Source organism: Serratia sp. ME47 (genome assembly GCF_903970925.1).
Taxonomy (GTDB): Bacteria; Pseudomonadota; Gammaproteobacteria; order Enterobacterales; family Enterobacteriaceae; genus Serratia; species Serratia ureilytica.
This window is the reverse complement of sequence record NZ_CAJCKE010000015.1, coordinates 74,436-91,936: the sequence shown is the minus strand read 5'-3', so window position 1 is coordinate 91,936 and position 17,501 is coordinate 74,436. Positions and strand designations below refer to the sequence as shown.

Below are 17,501 nucleotides of genomic sequence, written 5' to 3'. Positions count from 1 at the left end.
GGCGCGGTTTCCCGCGCCTTTATTCCATCTTAAGTGCGTAAAGATAAAAAGGTTATAAATATAGCTTTTTATATTATTTCCTGACCTATGTGGCGCTTGCTAGCTTATCCGCCAGCAGGACATCAACCACTTAGGAGCTTTCTATGAAACATCGCGCTTTGGCCTTAACGTTGTTAGCCAGTCTGACCGGTTTCGCCGCCGGCGCCGCGCACGCGGACAAACTTGACGATATCAAGCAAGCCGGCGTGGTGCGCATCGCGGTGTTCGACAGCAACCCGCCGTTCGGCTACATCGATCCGCAGAGCAAGAAGCTGGTGGGCTACGATGTGGATGTCGCCGACGCGATCGGCAAAGCGCTGGGGGTGAAAGTGGAGCTGCGCGCCACCAACCCGGCCAACCGCATTCCGCTGCTGGTGTCGAAGAAGGTTGACCTGATTGCCGCCAACTTCACCATTACCGACGAGCGCGCCAAGGAAGTGAACTTCAGCGTGCCGTACTTCGCCACTGGCCAGAAATTCATCGCCCGCAAAGGCGTGTTGAAAACGCCGGAAGACATCAAGAAGCTGCGCATCGGCGCGGATAAGGGCACGGTGCAGGAAATCACCCTGCGCGAGCGTTTCCCGACGGCGAAAGTGATCTCCTACGATGATACCCCGCTGGCGTTCGTGGCGCTGCGTAACGGCAACGTGCAGGCGATCACTCAGGACGACGCCAAGCTGGTCGGCCTGCTCGGCAACCTGCCGGCGGCGCAAAAGGCGGAGTTTGAAATTTCGCCGTTCAGCCTGACCAAAGAGTATCAGGGCGTCGGCATTCCCAAGGGTGAAGATCGCCTGACCGCCGCGGTGAACGAGACGCTGATCAAGCTGGAAAAAGACGGCGAAGCGGTTAAGATTTACGATCGCTGGTTCGGGCCGGAAACCAAATCCGCCCAGCCGCGCGGCGTTTTCAAAATCGCGCCTTTGGATCAGCAACCAAAAGCCTGACTTAACCGCTTGCGGTGAGATAGGCACGGAGGGGCGCAGCTTGCTGCGCCCCTGATGCATTCTGCAAGACAAGGATTGAACATGAACCTGGACTGGCTGCTGGCGCCGCAATACCTGAGCTGGCTGTGGCACGGTTTTCTGCTGACGCTGTGGCTTTCCGCCTGTGCGGGGCTGGCGGCTACGCTGCTGGGCTTTGTGCTGGCGGCGATGCGCGACAGCAGCCTGCGGCCGTTGCGCTGGCTGGCGATGGGGTACAGTTCGCTGTTTCGCAATACGCCGCTGCTGGTGCAGCTGTTCTTCTGGTACTTCGCCGCCGGGCAGATCCTGCCGTCCGCCGCCATGCAGTGGCTGAACAGCGCCCATCAGGTTGGCCCGCTTGAGTGGCCGTCATTCGAGTTTCTCGCCGGTTTCTTCGGCCTGACGCTGTACTCCACCGCCTTTATCGCCGAAGAGATCCGCTCCGGCATTCGCGGCGTCGCCGGCGGGCAGAAATATGCCGCTCAGGCGCTGGGGCTGACCGGCTGGCAGGCGATGCGCTATGTGGTGCTGCCGCAGGCGCTGAAAATCGCGCTGCCGCCGTTGCTGGGCCAATACATGAACGTGATCAAGAACTCGTCGTTGACCATGGCGATCGGCGTGGCCGAACTCTCTTACGCCTCGCGTCAGGTCGAAACCGAAACCCTGCGCACTTTCCAGGCGTTCGGCGTGGCGACGGTGCTGTATATCGCCATCATCGCGCTGCTGGAAGGCTGGGGCATGTGGCGACAACAGCGTAAACCGCTGGGAGGGCATTGAGATGGATTTCAGCGTGATTCACGACAACCTGGGCTACCTGCTGTGGGGCACCTGGCCGGATGGGCCGCTGGGCGGCGCGGCGCTGACGTTGGCGATCAGTCTGATGGCCGGGGTCGCCTCGGCGGTGCTCGGCACCCTGCTCGGCGTGGCGCTGGCGATGTCGCGCGGCATCGCCGCCGGGCTGCTGGCGGCGGTGTTGGGCTTTTTCCGCGCCATTCCGGTCATCATGCTGATCTTCTGGACCTATTTCCTGTTGCCGATGGTGTTTGGCGTCGAGATCCCGGAAATCACCACCGTCGTGTGCGCGCTGGCGCTGATCGCCTCGGCCTATCTGGCCCATGCGGTGAAAGCCGGCATCGCCGCGATCGGCCCCGGCCAGTGGCAGGCCGGGCTTTCTCTGGGGCTGACCCGCTGGCAGACGCTGCGCATGATCGTGCTGCCGCAGGCGCTGCGCATGATGGTGCCGTCGTTCATCAATCAGTGGATTTCTCTGATCAAAGACACCTCGTTGGCTTATATCGTCGGCGTTGGCGAACTGACCTTCCTGGCGACCCAGGTCAACAACCGCAGCATGGTCTACCCGATGGAAGTCTTCCTGTTCGTGGCGCTGGTCTATTTCGTGTTCTGCCTGGCGCTCGATCTGCTGGCCAACGCGGTCAACCGCCATTTCGGCGCGCAAACCCGCGGCCTGAAGCGCTCCTGGCGCTGGTGGCGCAACAAGCCGCCGTTGCCGGCCAGTTAATCGGCCGTCAGCCGCCAACCGCGTTCGCGCCACAGCGCGGGCAATTGAGCCAGGTCGTCAAACGTTGTCACCAGCGGGTGGTCGATCGGCGGGTTATGCGGATCGGCGCAGAAGTAAAAGACCGGGATGCCGGCATTGATGCCGGCCTGCGCGCCGGCGGGCGAATCGTCCACCAGGATGCAGCGCGTCACCGGCACCTGCATCTGTTCGGCGGCGTGAAACACGATCGCCGGATCCGGCTTCCAGCGCTGAATGTCATAGCCGCTGAACAACCGGTCATCAAAATAAGGCAGCATGCCGGTCAGGCCGAGCGAGTGCTGCATCTTGCTGACCGGCCCGTTGGAGACGGTGCAGACTGGCACCGTCACCTGCGCCAGCAGCTCGCGGGCGCCGGCAATCTGTTGCAGTTCGCTGTCGAACAGCCGCGCCACTTCCTGCCGATACAGCGGCTCCAGCGTCTCTTTTGCCAGGTCAGTGCCCTGCTCGGCGTTGACCCGATCGATGATCTCGTACAGCTTCACCCCTTTGTATTTCTTGAATACCTCTTCCAGCGACAGATGAATGCCGTAGCGGGCGAACATATGGACATAGGCTTTGCTGCACAGCACTTCGCTGTCCACCAGCGTGCCGTCGCAGTCGAACAAAATGCAGTCAATCTGATTCATGCGGGACAGGTTCCTTCGGGTTAACGCCGCTGAGGCCGCTCAGCGATCACTTGATCAGGCTACGCGCCTTGAGATCGTGCAAAATCAGCGCGGCGACGTGTGAACACTGTGGCAGATCGCGGCTGTCGCACCACTTCAGCTCGGCGATTTCGGCGGCCGGTTGCAACTGCCCGGTAAAGTCGGCCTGGTAGCAACGAATGCGCACCTGGGTGCCGTCCTGCTTGCCGTCCGCCGGGCCGGTGAACTCGCCGTAAAACGCGATGGATTGCGGCTGCAGCGCAACGGTCAGCTCTTCGTCGATTTCGCGGCACAGCGCCTGCTCATCGGTTTCACCCGCTTCGCGCTTTCCGCCCGGTACATAAAACAGCGTCTTGTTGTGCGAGCGCACCAGCGCCACTTTGTCATCTTTCAGCGCGATCAACGCGAGCTTATCGATAAAGGTCGAAGACATGCGGGTTCCTGTTTTTTTAGCGGGTAGGGTAAGAGATGCGATAGGCCATTTTATCGGCCGTGCCGGCAAACGGCAACGCGGCGGGCTGTGATGGAGAATGAATGCCTGTAAATACAAGCCGTTGACGCGTTTAGCCGTAAAGACGGCGAAAAAAACTTGTGACCGGCGTCAAAAGCCCCATTTTTTGTTATAGGATAGCCGGCGACTGTCCATTCCCATTTTCGGAATTCTGATAATGACCAAACCAGTATCTGGCCTTGACGCTGAGCAAGGCTTGCTTGGGCGTGTGTTTAAACTCAAGCAACATGGCACGACGGCGCGTACGGAAACGATTGCCGGTATCACCACTTTCCTCACCATGGTGTATATCGTGTTCGTTAACCCGCAAATTTTGGGCGCGGCGGGCATGGATACCCAGGCGGTATTTGTCACCACCTGTTTGATCGCCGCCTTCGGCAGCATCTTTATGGGCCTGCTGGCGAACCTGCCGGTGGCGTTGGCGCCGGCGATGGGCCTGAACGCCTTCTTCGCCTTCGTGGTGGTCGGCGCGATGGGCATCTCCTGGCAGGTGGGCATGGGCGCCATCTTCTGGGGTGCGGTCGGCCTGCTGCTGCTGACCATTTTCCGCATTCGCTACTGGATGATCGCCAACATTCCGGTCAGCCTGCGGGTCGGCATCACCAGCGGCATCGGTCTGTTCATCGGCATGATGGGGCTGAAAAACGCCGGCATCGTGGTGGCCAACCCGGACACGCTGGTGACCATTGGCAGCCTGACCTCGCACAATGTGCTGCTGGGGGCACTTGGCTTCTTCATCATCGCCGTGCTCTCTTCGCGCAACTTCCACGCGGCGGTGCTGGTATCGATCGTGGTCACTACCCTGATCGGCTGGATGCTGGGCGACGTGAAATACGGCGGCCTGTTCTCCTTGCCGCCGAGCATCACCTCGGTAGTGGGCCAGGTCGACGTGGCCGGCGCGCTGAACATCGGGCTGGCCGGGGTCATCTTCTCGTTTATGCTGGTGAACCTGTTCGACTCCTCCGGCACCCTGATCGGCGTTACCGATAAAGCCGGTTTGACCGACAATCAGGGCAAGTTCCCGCGCATGAAGCAGGCGCTGTACGTTGACAGCATCAGCTCGGTGGCCGGCTCGCTGGCGGGCACTTCTTCCGTAACCGCTTACATCGAAAGCTCATCCGGCGTCGCCGTGGGCGGCCGCACCGGTTTGACGGCGGTGGTCACCGGCCTGCTGTTCCTGCTGGTGATCTTCCTGTCGCCGCTGGCGGGTATGGTGCCGGCGTATGCCGCCGCCGGCGCGCTGATCTACGTCGGCGTGCTGATGACCTCCAGCCTGGCGCGGGTGAAATGGGACGATCTGACCGAAGCGGTACCGGCGTTTGTCACCGCGGTGATGATGCCGTTCAGCTTCTCGATCACCGAAGGCATTGCGCTCGGCTTTATCTCCTACTGCGTGATGAAGCTCGGTACCGGCCGCTGGCGTGAAATCAGCCCGTGCGTGGTGGTCGTGGCGCTGCTGTTCGTGCTGAAGATCGTTTTCGTCGACGGCCATTGACAGCCAAAGGGCCGACGTCCGTCGGCCCTGAAACCCTAGACTCCCGGCGTCGCATCCGGCGCCCGATCCAGCACCCATTGCAATGGCCGCCTGAAGCGCGCCTGCCAACTGCCGGCGGCATCCTCCCCCTGGGCGAAGTGCAGCGTTTGCACCTGATTATCCTCTCCGAACAGATTGGCGAAGTGCAACGCCAGCGCCTGCTCGCTGAAGTTCTGCCGATCGTAATACGCCATCACGATTTTCTTTTTCGCCGCCAGCGACTGCTGGGCCGGCTTGATCTCGCCGTTGGGGGCGATCAATAGCGCGCCGGCGTAAAACTGCGGGTACTTCGCGATCAGATTGGCGGCGTGCAGCGCACCCTGGCCGCGAGCGCTGAGATAAATCCGTTGGGGGTTCAGCTTTAACTGTGGAGCCAGCTGTTGCACCGTACGCTGAAGGGCGGCCTGGGTGCTCTCGTCGCTGTAATTCGACCAGCGGAAGCTGTTTTCCGACAACATCTGCGTGCCGTTGATCTCGATATAGGCCACGCCCATTTCGCCGAACAGCAGCCGTTCCTCGGGGCTGATGGCGGCGGCCTTGCCGTAGGTATGCAGGAAGATCACCGTTGGCCAACCTTCGGGCGGCGCTTCGCCGTCCGGTATCGCGTAGCTGGCTTTGCCTTCATAGCGGCGGGCGTGCTGCAGATAGCGCGCTTTGGTGGCGGCCAGAATGGATTGGTAGGTGGCGGAGTGCTGGATGCTGTTGAAGGCGTCGTCCTCCAGCAGATTGTAGTAGTACCACAGGCCGCGATCGGCGCTCAGCTGCAGATAGCGCTCCGCCAGCTCGGTTTGCCCTTTCTCCGCCGACGATACCGCCAGCTGGTAGGGGGCCCAGACGTTGCGGCCGTCTTCGCGCATCAGCGTCAGGTACAGCGACATGGCGCCCAGCTTTTTATCTTCCTGGTTTTGCGCTGATCGCGACAGTTGGGCGTTAAGCGCACTGTGCGCAGGCAGCTCCAGCGGCTCTTCACCGGCGGGATAACGCATGTCTGCGGCGAAAGCGGGACTGGTGATGGAAACGAAAAATAACGCTAAAATGAAAAAATACATGATGCTATAGCTTTAAATTCAATAAATTGGCGGACTTCATGTCCTGTTGCGGCGCCCTGCGGGCGCCGCGAGACCGTCATTCCACGCGGCGAATGAAATCGCTGAACGCGGACAGCTGGCCGGTCAGGAAATCCAACGTTCCCTGATCGCTCAGTTCACCGGCCTGTTCATCGACCTTGTTCTGGATCACGCCGCCCATAAACTCGGGCTTGTTCATCACCATCGCATCCAGGAACACCAGGATCTGGCGCAGGTGGTACTGGCAGCGGGCACCGCCGATGGGCCCCATCGAGCTGGTTTGAATGGCCACCGGCTTGCCGGCCAGCGGTTGATTCGGCAAGCGAGACAACCAGTCGATGGCGTTTTTCAACCCGCCGGGCACGGAATAGTTGTATTCGGGGGTGACGATGATCACGCCGTCGGCCTGGCGGATCTGCTCTGCTATCGCTTCGACCGCGGCAGGGAAACCCTCACCCTGTTGCATGTCGGCGTCGTACAGCGGGATATCGCGGATGGAAGGCAGCGCTTCAATGGTGACGCCCTGCGGAGCCAGGCCTGGCAGAGCGCGGGCCACCATGGCGTTGTAGGAGCCTTTGCGCAGGCTGCCGAGCAGAGTGACGATTTTTAAGGCTTGGTCTGACATGATGATTCTCCCTTTCGAATGAGCAGATTCAGCGGACAACATGGGCGAATAGTAGGCTAAAGCTCGGGTCGAGAATAGGCGATTGCTCAACATTTAGCTGTTTTTACAAATTACGGCAGAAATTCGTGCGGTAAAAACGGCTTTATCCGCCTTGCGCCACGTTAACCGGGCGTCTTCAGACCCGTCAGTTTGACGAAGCGCGAGGACGCCGCCGGGCTGCGGGGCGAGATTTCCCCGTCTTTGTGCAGGCCGCGGCGCTCTTCGTAGCGCCAGCACAGCAGGCGATCCAGCCCGGGGCTGCCGGCGCAGGCCCAGCTCAGGTATTCATCGGCGTCGCTCATCACCTGAACGTCCGGCGTGGCGCTGGAGCGCAGGTGCCCTGAGAACGGATGCAGACGCAGCGTAGACTGGCCGCTGTTGCCCAGGCCGGAAATTTTCAGCACGCTTTGCCGGATGCTCCACAGCTGAGTTTCCGCCTCCAGCCGATCGTCCTGCGCGCCGATCCAGGCACTTTCCGCCGGCGTCTGATGCGCGTGTTGCAGCGCGCTTTGCCGGGTACCGCGCGCCCGCATCACTTCGATATCCAGTCCGACTTTGCCTTCGTCGCTGAGCAGCACGCCCACGGTGTTGCTGGCGTAGGCGAGGCTAAAATCGGGCAGCTGATGATCGGCGAAGCAGGGGCGGCCGGTCGGGGTGGTGGCTATAGGGGGAAGCGTCGGCAGGCCGTACAGGTAAAACATCATTTCGGCGAGCAGAATGCGCCCTTGCAGGTAACGCGTGCGGCGCTTAACGGAAAAGGTGCGGGTGGCGGCTATAACTTCGTCGGAGAGTCTCTGGGTATCCAGGACAGCGGAGGCCGGGGTCCATCGGGCAAAATGACACGCCATTGTTCACTCCATGACAGAGGGTCGCTAAGAACGCAGGGGTGTTAGATTAAGGCTAAGTTGAGGATTTATCATCAAAAAACACTATGCGGATTATCCTATTTATTAACGATGGAAGAGATATCGTCCGACGCGGCATCGCTCCACCATTGGATCATTGATGTGTTCGGTGCCAAATCAAAGTATGGCTTGCCCAGCAAGTGATTGAGGATGCGCGCTGAACGCCAGGCCATCAGGCTCAGTCCGCCTTCTGCGCTGCCATGGCTGTGTATCCCGGCATTTACCGCATAAATTCGATTTTGTTCCGGGCCGAGCCATTCAAGATTAAAATTTGGCAGCAGCGGTAGATGCTGCTTCGAATCGAGCGGGATGCGTGGCACCAGGGGTTTCAGATAAGCGGGCAGAGTGGCGCGATAGCCGGTGGCCAGAATGACGATATCGGCTCTGAAACTTTCCTGGCGATTTTCCAGACCGTGAAGCGTGCGCAGATGAAAAGCCCCATCCTTTGATTCTACGGTCAGTAGAGTGCGATGGGGCAGTAAACGCACATTGCGTGTCTGGCGCATCACGTCAAAACGCATATAAAGCTCACGGTACAAGGTTCGCAGCGTATGATTGCTGATGCCGTCTGCCGGCAATTTCTGTGTTTTGATTTCACGTGCGCGGATCTCGGCCGGCAGCGTATAGAAATAGTCGACGTACTCAGGAGTGAAATATTCGTTGGTGAAGGGGGACTCATCCAGCGGCTGAAAATTGGGACGGCGCGAGAGCCAATCCAGCTGTGCCGGCTCGCCCCAGTGTCCCTGCAACGCGTTCAAAAAAACATCGGCGCCGCTTTGGCCGCCGCCCACTACCATAACCCGCTTGCCGCTGAAGTCTGGATTGCGCAGGGCTATTTCAGCGGCATGCATGCAGTTTTCACCCAGCGCCGGGTAAAATGCTTCCGGCAACCAAGGGTCATGTCCGGTACCCAGACAGATATTTTTCGCCCACAGAGTCTGGTTGTGGGTACTTACCTTGAACAAACCCTTTTCATCGTCAAAATCAATACGCTCTACGGACTGTGAAAACTGTAGTCCGTCTAACCTTTCGCACGCCCAACTCAGGTAGTCGGAAAATTCTTCCCGGCTGATAATTTGCTGCTCGGTGATTAAAAAACGATAAATTTTTTTCTTTTCGACCAAGTAATTAATAAATGAAAATTGGCTGCGTGGGCTGACGGCGGTAACCAGATCCTGCAGTACATAGGTTTGCATATAAGCTGAGGGCAACAGCATACCGGGATGCCAGCGGAAGCTGGCGTTACGATCGAGAAAGGTATAATTGACGGCGTTGCTTTCGGCGGCCAGAGCGGCCAGACTGAGATTGAAAGGCCCCAATCCCACGCCGATCAAGTCTAAAGATTCGTTCATGTAAGCTTATCTCTCAAGCATCAAAATTGATGAGATAAGCTTAGGTGAGTTTTGATGCCGCCGGGAGAAGTAACATGCGGGCGCCGAGTAGGATACGGCGCTCGCAGTCGATTATTTCCCGATACAGAAGCTGGAGAAAATGCGGCCCAGCAGATCGTCGGAGGTGAATTCGCCGGTGATTTCGCTCAGGGCCAGCTGCGCCTGGCGCAGTTCCTCGGCCAGCAGCTCCCCCGCGTAAGCGCTCACTAACTGTTCTTTGCCCTGTACCAGATGCTGCGCCGCCAGTTCCAGCGCCTGCAGGTGGCGACGGCGCGCCAGGAAGCCGCCTTCCATGTTGCTGGTGAAGCCCATGCTCTGTTTAAGATGATCGCGCAGCACATCGACGCCTTCGCCGGTGCGAGCCGACAGGCGAATAAGTGAGTGGTTATTCACTTCCGTCATACCCAGCGTTTCACCGGTGATGTCGGCTTTGTTGCGCACCACGGTGATCGGCAGCGTGTCCGGCAGGCGCGCCATAAATTCCGGCCAGATCTCCGCCGGCTCGGTGGCGGCGGTGGTGGTGCCGTCAACCATAAACAGCACTCTGTCGGCCTGTTCGATCTCGTTCCATGCACGTTCGATGCCGATGCGCTCCACTTCGTCGCTGGCGTCGCGCAGGCCGGCGGTGTCGATGATGTGCAGCGGCATGCCGTCGATATGGATGTGTTCGCGCAGAACGTCGCGGGTGGTGCCGGCGATATCGGTGACGATCGCCGCCTCGCGTCCGGCCAGCGCATTGAGCAGGCTCGATTTGCCGGCATTGGGGCGCCCGGCGATCACCACCTTCATCCCTTCGCGCAGCAGGCTGCCCTGGCGCGCTTCACCGCGCACGTTGTCCAGATCCGCCATCACGTCGTTGAGCTGCGCCTCGATTTTACCGTCGGACAGGAAGTCGATTTCCTCGTCCGGGAAGTCGATCGCCGCTTCCACATAGATTCGCAGGTGAGTGAGCGCTTCCACGAGCTGGTGGATGCGGGTGGAGAACGCGCCTTGCAGCGAGTTCATCGCCGAACGCGCCGCCTGCTCGGAGCTGGCGTCGATCAGATCGGCAATCGCTTCGGCCTGCGCCAGATCGAGTTTGTCGTTGAGAAACGCGCGCTCGGAGAACTCGCCCGGCCGCGCGATGCGCACGTCGGGCAGCGCCAGCACGCGCTTGAGCAGCAGATCGAGGATCACCGGCCCGCCGTGGCCCTGCAGTTCCAGCACGTCTTCGCCGGTAAAGGAGTTCGGCCCCGGGAACCACAGCGCGATGCCCTGATCGAGGGTGGCGCCCGTGGCGTCGCGGAACGGCAGATAGTCAGCGTAGCGCGGCTTCGGCAGCTTGCCGAGCAACGCCAGGGCGACGTCTTTGGCCTTGCTTCCGGAAATGCGCAGAATGCCGACGCCGCCGCGTCCCGGCGGGGTGGCTTGGGCTACGATGGTATCGGTGGTGCTCATAACGGTTCTCTCTGACGATTAAGATGCAAAAAGGCGGTCTAATGACCGCCTTTGGGGTGACTGCAAGGGTCGGCGCGCCGAACCCCTACAATACGCTTAGCTTTTTTTCTTGTCGCGGCTGTGCAGACCGCGTTTTTCCAGACCACGGTAAATCAGCTGCTGCTGCAGGATGGTCACCAGGTTGCTGACGATGTAGTACAGCACCAGACCGGACGGGAACCACAGGAAGAACACTGTGAAGATCACCGGCATGAAGGTCATGATTTTCTGCTGCATCGGGTCAGTCACGGTGGTCGGCGACATCTTCTGAATGAAGAACATCGTCACGCCCATCAGGATTGGCAGGATGTAGTACGGGTCTTGCGCCGACAAGTCATGGATCCACAGGGCGAACGGCGCGTGGCGCAGCTCGACCGAACCCATCAGCATGTAGTACAGCGCCAGGAAGATCGGCATCTGAATGATCAGCGGCAGGCAGCCGCCGAGCGGGTTCACTTTCTCCGCCTTGTACAGCGCCATCATCTCTTGGCTCATGCGCTGCTTGTCATCGCCGATGCGTTCGCGCATCGCCTGCAGCTTCGGCTGCAGCATGCGCATTTTCGCCATCGAGGTGTACTGCGCCTTGGTCAGCGGGTACATGATGCCGCGCACGATGAAGGTGATGATGATGATGGAGAAGCCCCAGTTGCCGATAAAGCCGTGGATGAACTTCAGCAGTTTGAACAGCGGCTGGGAGATGAACCACAGCCAGCCGTAATCCACGGTCAGGTCCAGGTGCGGCGCCAGTTGGGCCATCTGGTCCTGCAGCTCCGGGCCGACCCACAGGGTCGCGTTCAGCTGCTGCTGAGCGCCAGGCTGCACCACGACCGGGGTAGATTTGAAGCCGATGGTGGACAGGTTGTCACCCGGTTTGGCGGTGTAGAAGGTGTTGTCACCCTTGGTCGCCGGTACCCACGCGGTGGCGAAGTACTGCTGCAGCATGGCGACCCAACCGTCTTTGGTGGTGACTCTCAGGTTTTCGTCTTTGTCGAACGCGTATTTCTGGTACTTGTCCTCGCTGGACGAGTACGCCGCGCCGCGGAAGGTGTGCAACGCGAAGTTGCTGCTGCCGGTATCGCGGTGCTTAGGCAATTCGGTGGTCTGCTTCAGCTGGCCGAACAGGGTCAGCTCCAGCGGCGCCGCGCCTTTGTTGTCGATGCTGTAATCCACGCCGACCGCATAGTGGTTGCGTTTGAGCACGAAGGTCTTGGTGTAGACCGCGCCGTCTTTATCGGTGTAGGTCAGCGGGATGCGCAGCTCGTCCTGGCCTTCCGGCAGGGTGTAGCTGTCCTGCGCCGCTTGGTACAGCGGGCGTTCGCCTTTGGCCGGGTTGTCCGGGCCGTTTTTACCGGTCAGGCCGCTTTGCGCCTGATAGACGAACGACGGAGTGGTTTCCAGCAGTTGGAACGGAGTCGATGAACCCAGAGTTTCCGGGTAGGCCAACAGTTTAGCCTGCTCGATATCGCCACCACGGGTGTTGATGGTCAGTGACAGCACGTCGGTGTTCACGGTAATCAGCTTACCCTGACCACTGGCTGGCACGGCCTGGCTGGCGGCATCACCGGCTACTGCGTTCGAAGTCTGTTGCGTGGTCTGTGCGGCCGGCTGCGGAGCGTTGTCCGTTTGCCATGCCTGCCAGATCATGAAAGACACGAACAGCAGAGCGATGAGGAGAAGATTGCGTTGCGAATCCATCGTTAGTGTTCTCTGTTATCGTCGGTTTTTGGCGGCACCGGATCATCGCCACCTGGGTTCAAAGGGTGGCATTTTAATACGCGTTTCAATGCTAACCAACTGCCTTTTATCATGCCAAACCTGCTTAATGCCTCAATTGCGTAATGAGAGCATGTCGGCTGGAAGCGACAACGAGGCCCTAGCAGCGGACTGATGACGAGCTGATAGGCCCGCACCAGCCCGATCAGGATGCGGGAGCCTGGCGACAGTGGCGACGCCATAATTTATCCAAAGCTTCCGTCAGCGCGCGGTTATCCAAATCCGCTATCCCCTTTTTGGCCACCACGACAAAATCCATCGCCGGTAATTCGTGCTGGCGCAGGCGGAAGCTTTCGCGGGTTAGGCGTTTGATCCGATTACGCTCGTGCGCGCGTTTGACGTGTTTTTTGGCGACGGTAAGACCGATGCGGGGATGCCCCAGCTGGTTCAGGCGGCCGAGGATGGTGATTTGCGGCGTGCCAGCCCGTTGTGGCTGCTGGAAGACGAAAGTGAAATGAGTGGGAGTTAACAAACGTAACTCCCTGGGAAAAGCGAGCTTAACCACTCAGCGGGTTAGCTTTATTACTTAGAAACAGTCAGACGAGCACGGCCTTTCGCACGACGGCGGGCCAGAACTTGACGACCATTTTTGGTGGCCATACGAGCACGGAAACCGTGGCTACGGTTGCGCTTCAATACGGACGGTTGGAAAGTGCGTTTCATAGCGATTTCTACCTAAACTTAAAATAATTACTGATCAGTAAACGCGTTTGGCTACTCGGCGTGAAGATGACCGACGCCTCAATCGCAATACATAAAGAAGCGGGATTGTAATAATTGTACAGTCCTGAGTCAATTCGCATCGCGCCAGCCTACCTGGTTGTCTGCCAATAACGGCACAAAATCCGGTCTTGGCCCGTGGTCACCGCAGAATCCTGTCTGGCTAATGACGCACCATAAGGAACCAGGTATCACACGTAGGGCGAAGATTATACGGACTCGGGGTGAAATCGCAAGGATCCCCGTGAGATCCTTTGCGCGCGATCCCAGGATCCGACGTGGATAACAGGGTATAACCGGTTGACAATGTAAAAAACGCGGCGCAGCGGCCGGGATCTGCGCGGTCATTCGGCGCCGGCGGCGAAAAGATCGCCGCCGGCCGCGGCCTGTGGATAAAATGGATCTAATCTGTGAGGAAGGGGAGGATCTCTTGCGCGGATTGCGCTATGATCCGTCATTCCGATCGCGATCCCTCATGCCGGGATCGTGAGGGACACAAACCGTGAAAGGCGGTTCGCATCCCCCACAGGCAAACAGCCGATGCCGGGTATGTGTCAAAAATCATGAGTTATAAAAAAGTTGCCCGTTTCTTTTCTTTATTGATCTTGTTCGAGTGGAGTCCGCCGTGTCACTTTCGCTTTGGCAGCAGTGTCTTGCCCGATTGCAGGATGAGTTACCTGCCACAGAATTTAGTATGTGGATTCGCCCATTGCAGGCGGAACTGAGTGACAACACCCTGGCGCTGTACGCGCCTAACCGTTTTGTGCTGGATTGGGTTCGCGATAAGTACTTAAACAATATCAATGGTCTGCTGAATGATTTCTGCGGCACGGATGCGCCTTTGCTGCGTTTTGAAGTCGGCAGCAAGCCGATCACGCAGGTGATCAGCCAGACCGTGACCGCCAGCGTCAGCAGCGCCCCTGCGGCCCCGGCGGCGCGCACGGCCGCGCCTTCGCGCCCGAGCTGGGACAACGCGGCGGCGCAGCCCGAGCTCTCTTACCGCTCCAACGTCAACCCCAAACACACCTTCGACAACTTCGTCGAGGGTAAGTCAAACCAGCTGGCGCGCGCGGCGGCTCGCCAGGTGGCGGACAATCCGGGCGGCGCCTACAACCCTTTGTTCCTGTATGGCGGCACCGGCCTGGGTAAAACTCACCTGCTGCACGCGGTCGGCAACGGCATCATGGCGCGCAAGGCCAACGCCAAAGTGGTCTACATGCACTCGGAACGCTTCGTACAAGACATGGTCAAAGCGTTGCAGAACAATGCCATCGAAGAGTTTAAGCGCTACTACCGTTCGGTCGATGCGTTGCTGATCGATGACATCCAATTCTTCGCCAACAAGGAGCGTTCGCAGGAAGAGTTCTTCCATACCTTTAACGCCCTGTTGGAAGGCAATCAGCAGATCATCCTGACTTCGGATCGCTACCCTAAAGAGATCAACGGGGTGGAAGATCGTCTGAAGTCCCGCTTCGGCTGGGGGCTGACGGTGGCGATCGAGCCGCCGGAGCTGGAAACCCGCGTGGCGATCCTGATGAAAAAGGCCGACGAAAACGACATTCGCCTGCCGGGCGAAGTGGCGTTCTTCATCGCCAAACGCCTGCGTTCCAACGTGCGTGAGCTCGAAGGGGCGCTGAACCGCGTGATCGCCAACGCCAACTTTACCGGCCGGGCCATCACCATCGATTTCGTGCGCGAAGCGCTGCGCGATCTGCTGGCGCTGCAGGAAAAGCTGGTCACCATCGACAATATCCAAAAGACGGTGGCGGAGTATTACAAGATTAAAGTCGCGGATTTGCTGTCCAAGCGGCGTTCGCGATCCGTTGCCCGCCCGCGCCAGATGGCGATGGCGCTGGCGAAGGAACTCACCAACCACAGCCTGCCGGAAATCGGCGATGCGTTTGGTGGCCGCGACCATACCACGGTGTTGCACGCCTGCCGGAAGATCGAGCAGCTGCGTGAGGAAAGTCACGACATCAAAGAAGATTTCTCCAATTTAATCAGAACATTATCTTCATAGCGCTATGAAATTTATCGTTGAACGTGAGCATCTGCTAAAACCGCTGCAACAGGTGAGCAGCCCGCTGGGCGGCCGCCCGACCTTGCCGATCCTGGGCAACCTGCTGTTGCAGGTGACGGAAGGCTCCCTGCTGCTGACCGGCACCGATCTGGAGATGGAGATGGTGGCGCGCGTCGCCCTGTCCCAGCCGCACGAGCCGGGCGCGACCACCGTGCCCGCGCGCAAATTCTTTGATATCTGCCGTGGCCTGCCGGAAGGGGCGGAGATCGCCGTCACGCTGGAGAGCGAGCGCATGCTGGTGCGATCCGGCCGCAGCCGTTTCTCGCTGTCCACGCTGCCCGCGGCGGACTTCCCGAACCTGGACGACTGGCAGAGCGAGGTGGAATTCACCTTGCCGCAGGCGACGCTGAAGCGCCTGATCGAAGCCACCCAGTTCTCGATGGCCCATCAGGACGTGCGTTACTACCTGAACGGCATGCTGTTTGAAACCGAAGGCGAAGAGCTGCGCACCGTCGCGACCGACGGCCACCGCCTGGCGGTGTGCTCGATGCCGATCGGCCAGCAGCTGCCGTCGCATTCGGTGATCGTGCCGCGTAAAGGGGTGATGGAGCTGGTGCGCTTGCTGGACGGCGGCGATTCGCTGCTGCAGCTGCAGATCGGCAGCAACAACATTCGCGCCCACGTCGGCGATTTCATCTTCACGTCCAAGCTGGTTGACGGCCGTTTCCCGGACTATCGCCGCGTCTTGCCGAAGAACCCGGACAAAACGCTGGAAGCCGGCTGCGATCTGCTCAAGCAGGCGTTCGCCCGCGCGGCCATTCTCTCGAACGAGAAATTCCGCGGCGTGCGGCTGTACGTCAGCCAGAATCAGCTGAAGATCACCGCCAACAACCCGGAACAGGAAGAGGCGGAAGAGATCCTCGACGTCAGCTACGACGGCGCGGAGATGGAGATCGGCTTCAACGTCAGCTACGTGCTGGACGTGTTGAACGCGCTCAAGTGTGAAGACGTGCGCCTGCTGTTGACCGACTCGGTCTCCAGCGTGCAGATCGAAGACGGCGCCAGTCAGGCGGCGGCCTACGTTGTCATGCCAATGCGGTTGTAGTCTCGTTACCTTGAATTACAGCACCGTCATCGGTAAAGAGATTGCATGGCTCTGACGCGTTTATTGATTAAAGATTTCCGCAATATCGAGGCGGCGGATTTGGCGCTGGCGCCGGGATTCAACTTCCTGGTCGGCGCTAACGGCAGCGGCAAGACCAGCGTGCTGGAGGCGGTGTATACGCTCGGCCATGGCCGCGCCTTTCGCAGTCTGCAGGCCGGTCGGGTGATCCGCCACGACCAACCGGAGTTCGTGCTGCATGGCCGCATCGAAGGCGCGGAGCGCGAGCTATCGGTAGGATTGAGCAAGAGCCGTCAGGGTGACAGCAAAGTACGCATCGATGGCAGCGACGGCCACAAGGTGGCCGAGCTGGCGCAGCTGCTGCCCATGCAGCTGATCACCCCCGAAGGTTTTACCCTGCTGAACGGCGGGCCGAAATTCCGGCGCGCTTTCCTGGACTGGGGCTGTTTTCATAACGAACCCGGTTTTTTCACCGCCTGGAGCAACCTGAAACGGTTACTGAAGCAGCGCAATGCCGCGCTGCGCCAGGTGAGTCGCTATGCGCAGATCCGCGCCTGGGATCAGGAACTGATCCCGCTCGCGGAGCGCATCAGCGAATGGCGGGCGGAATACAGCGACGCGATCGCCGCGGATATCACCGCGACCTGCGCGCAGTTTCTGCCTGAATTCGCCCTGAGCTTCTCCTTCCAGCGCGGCTGGGACAAAGAGAGCGACTACGGCGAGCTGCTGGAGCGCCAGTTTGAGCGCGACAGGGCGTTGACCTATACCGCGGTGGGGCCGCATAAAGCGGACTTTCGCATTCGTGCCGACGGCACGCCGGTAGAGGATTTGTTATCGCGCGGTCAGCTTAAGCTGCTGATGTGCGCGTTGCGCTTGGCGCAGGGTGAGTTTCTCACCCGGCAGAGCGGGCGGCGTTGCCTGTATCTGATTGATGATTTTGCCTCCGAGCTGGACACCGGCCGTCGCCGGTTGCTGGCCGATCGCCTGAAAGCCACCCAGGCCCAGGTTTTTGTCAGCGCGGTCAGCGCTGAACAAGTGACCGACATGGCCGGTGAAAAGGGCAAGATGTTCCGCGTGGAACAGGGTAAAATAGAGGTTCAACCACAGGACTAAA

Annotated in this window: 18 protein-coding genes; 7 read left to right on the top strand and 11 right to left on the bottom strand. The window is 59.5% G+C overall.

Annotation, left to right across the window (positions count from 1 at the left end):
* Nucleotides 1–143: 143 nt before the first annotated feature.
* The 3 genes from H7A77_RS15885 to H7A77_RS15875 all read left to right on the top strand — a co-directional run bounded on the left by H7A77_RS15885 (nt 144) and on the right by H7A77_RS15875 (nt 2,520).
* The gene (locus H7A77_RS15885; protein ID WP_182074401.1) at nt 144–983 is read left to right on the top strand and encodes an ABC transporter substrate-binding protein; all 840 of its coding nucleotides are present in this window, start codon (nt 144–146) and stop codon (nt 981–983) included.
* A gap of 81 nt (nt 984–1,064) precedes the next feature.
* Nucleotides 1,065–1,778, top strand: a complete 714-nt coding sequence (locus H7A77_RS15880; RefSeq protein WP_033645154.1) for an amino acid ABC transporter permease — start codon at nt 1,065–1,067, stop codon at nt 1,776–1,778.
* A 1-nt stretch (nt 1,779) separates the two neighbouring features.
* Nucleotides 1,780–2,520 (top strand): amino acid ABC transporter permease, encoded by a 741-nt coding sequence (locus H7A77_RS15875; RefSeq protein WP_047026001.1) that lies wholly within the window; start codon nt 1,780–1,782, stop codon nt 2,518–2,520.
* Here the strand turns inward: H7A77_RS15875 and yieH are convergent.
* Both yieH and H7A77_RS15865 read right to left on the bottom strand, forming a co-directional pair.
* Nucleotides 2,517–3,185 (bottom strand): 6-phosphogluconate phosphatase, encoded by a 669-nt coding sequence (gene yieH / locus H7A77_RS15870; protein ID WP_004933845.1) that lies wholly within the window; start codon nt 3,183–3,185, stop codon nt 2,517–2,519. The genes H7A77_RS15875 and yieH overlap by 4 nt on opposite strands.
* 46 nt (nt 3,186–3,231) lie before the next feature.
* On the bottom strand, nt 3,232–3,636 hold the full coding sequence (locus H7A77_RS15865) for an NUDIX domain-containing protein (protein WP_033645151.1): 405 nt from the start codon (nt 3,634–3,636) through the stop codon (nt 3,232–3,234).
* Nucleotides 3,637–3,871: 235 nt separating this feature from the next.
* Here H7A77_RS15865 and H7A77_RS15860 point away from each other — a divergent pair, with 235 nt between their 5' ends.
* Complete coding sequence (locus H7A77_RS15860) at nt 3,872–5,209, top strand: NCS2 family permease (RefSeq protein ID WP_004933851.1); 1,338 nt, start codon at nt 3,872–3,874, stop codon at nt 5,207–5,209.
* A 35-nt stretch (nt 5,210–5,244) separates the two neighbouring features.
* Here the strand turns inward: H7A77_RS15860 and H7A77_RS15855 are convergent, their stop codons facing one another.
* The 9 genes from H7A77_RS15855 to rpmH all read right to left on the bottom strand — a co-directional run bounded on the left by H7A77_RS15855 (nt 5,245) and on the right by rpmH (nt 13,187).
* Nucleotides 5,245–6,297 (bottom strand): hypothetical protein, encoded by a 1,053-nt coding sequence (locus H7A77_RS15855; protein WP_033645149.1) that lies wholly within the window; start codon nt 6,295–6,297, stop codon nt 5,245–5,247.
* Nucleotides 6,298–6,373: 76 nt separating this feature from the next.
* Entirely contained in the window at nt 6,374–6,940 is a 567-nt protein-coding gene (locus tag H7A77_RS15850; RefSeq protein ID WP_033645148.1) for an NADPH-dependent FMN reductase, read from the bottom strand.
* 161 nt (nt 6,941–7,101) lie between these two features.
* The gene (locus H7A77_RS15845; protein WP_033645147.1) at nt 7,102–7,827 is read right to left on the bottom strand and encodes a 4'-phosphopantetheinyl transferase superfamily protein; all 726 of its coding nucleotides are present in this window, start codon (nt 7,825–7,827) and stop codon (nt 7,102–7,104) included.
* A 95-nt stretch (nt 7,828–7,922) separates the two neighbouring features.
* The gene (locus H7A77_RS15840; RefSeq protein WP_182074400.1) at nt 7,923–9,236 is read right to left on the bottom strand and encodes a lysine N(6)-hydroxylase/L-ornithine N(5)-oxygenase family protein; all 1,314 of its coding nucleotides are present in this window, start codon (nt 9,234–9,236) and stop codon (nt 7,923–7,925) included.
* Between the two features lie 111 nt (nt 9,237–9,347).
* A complete protein-coding gene (mnmE, locus tag H7A77_RS15835) occupies nt 9,348–10,712 on the bottom strand; it encodes a tRNA uridine-5-carboxymethylaminomethyl(34) synthesis GTPase MnmE (protein ID WP_042783380.1) in 1,365 nt (454 codons plus the stop codon).
* A 96-nt stretch (nt 10,713–10,808) separates the two neighbouring features.
* Entirely contained in the window at nt 10,809–12,446 is a 1,638-nt protein-coding gene (gene yidC / locus H7A77_RS15830; RefSeq protein WP_182074399.1) for a membrane protein insertase YidC, read from the bottom strand.
* A gap of 2 nt (nt 12,447–12,448) precedes the next feature.
* Nucleotides 12,449–12,706, bottom strand: a complete 258-nt coding sequence (gene yidD / locus H7A77_RS15825; RefSeq protein WP_004933881.1) for a membrane protein insertion efficiency factor YidD — start codon at nt 12,704–12,706, stop codon at nt 12,449–12,451.
* Nucleotides 12,670–13,029: a ribonuclease P protein component gene (gene rnpA / locus H7A77_RS15820; RefSeq protein WP_004933883.1), complete on the bottom strand. Its 360-nt coding sequence runs from the start codon at nt 13,027–13,029 to the stop codon at nt 12,670–12,672. The genes yidD and rnpA overlap by 37 nt, the downstream gene beginning before the upstream one ends.
* 17 nt (nt 13,030–13,046) lie before the next feature.
* On the bottom strand, nt 13,047–13,187 hold the full coding sequence (gene rpmH / locus H7A77_RS15815) for a 50S ribosomal protein L34 (protein WP_000831330.1): 141 nt from the start codon (nt 13,185–13,187) through the stop codon (nt 13,047–13,049).
* 682 nt (nt 13,188–13,869) lie between these two features.
* Between rpmH and dnaA the strand changes: the two genes are divergently transcribed.
* Genes dnaA through recF form a run of 3 tightly spaced genes read left to right on the top strand, consistent with a single transcriptional unit; the run spans nt 13,870 to nt 17,500 of the window.
* Nucleotides 13,870–15,264 (top strand): chromosomal replication initiator protein DnaA, encoded by a 1,395-nt coding sequence (dnaA, locus tag H7A77_RS15810; RefSeq protein ID WP_004933889.1) that lies wholly within the window; start codon nt 13,870–13,872, stop codon nt 15,262–15,264.
* 4 nt (nt 15,265–15,268) lie between these two features.
* Complete coding sequence (gene dnaN / locus H7A77_RS15805) at nt 15,269–16,369, top strand: DNA polymerase III subunit beta (RefSeq protein ID WP_004933892.1); 1,101 nt, start codon at nt 15,269–15,271, stop codon at nt 16,367–16,369.
* A gap of 45 nt (nt 16,370–16,414) precedes the next feature.
* Nucleotides 16,415–17,500: a DNA replication/repair protein RecF gene (recF, locus tag H7A77_RS15800; RefSeq protein ID WP_004933895.1), complete on the top strand. Its 1,086-nt coding sequence runs from the start codon at nt 16,415–16,417 to the stop codon at nt 17,498–17,500.
* Nucleotide 17,501 lies beyond the last annotated feature (1 nt).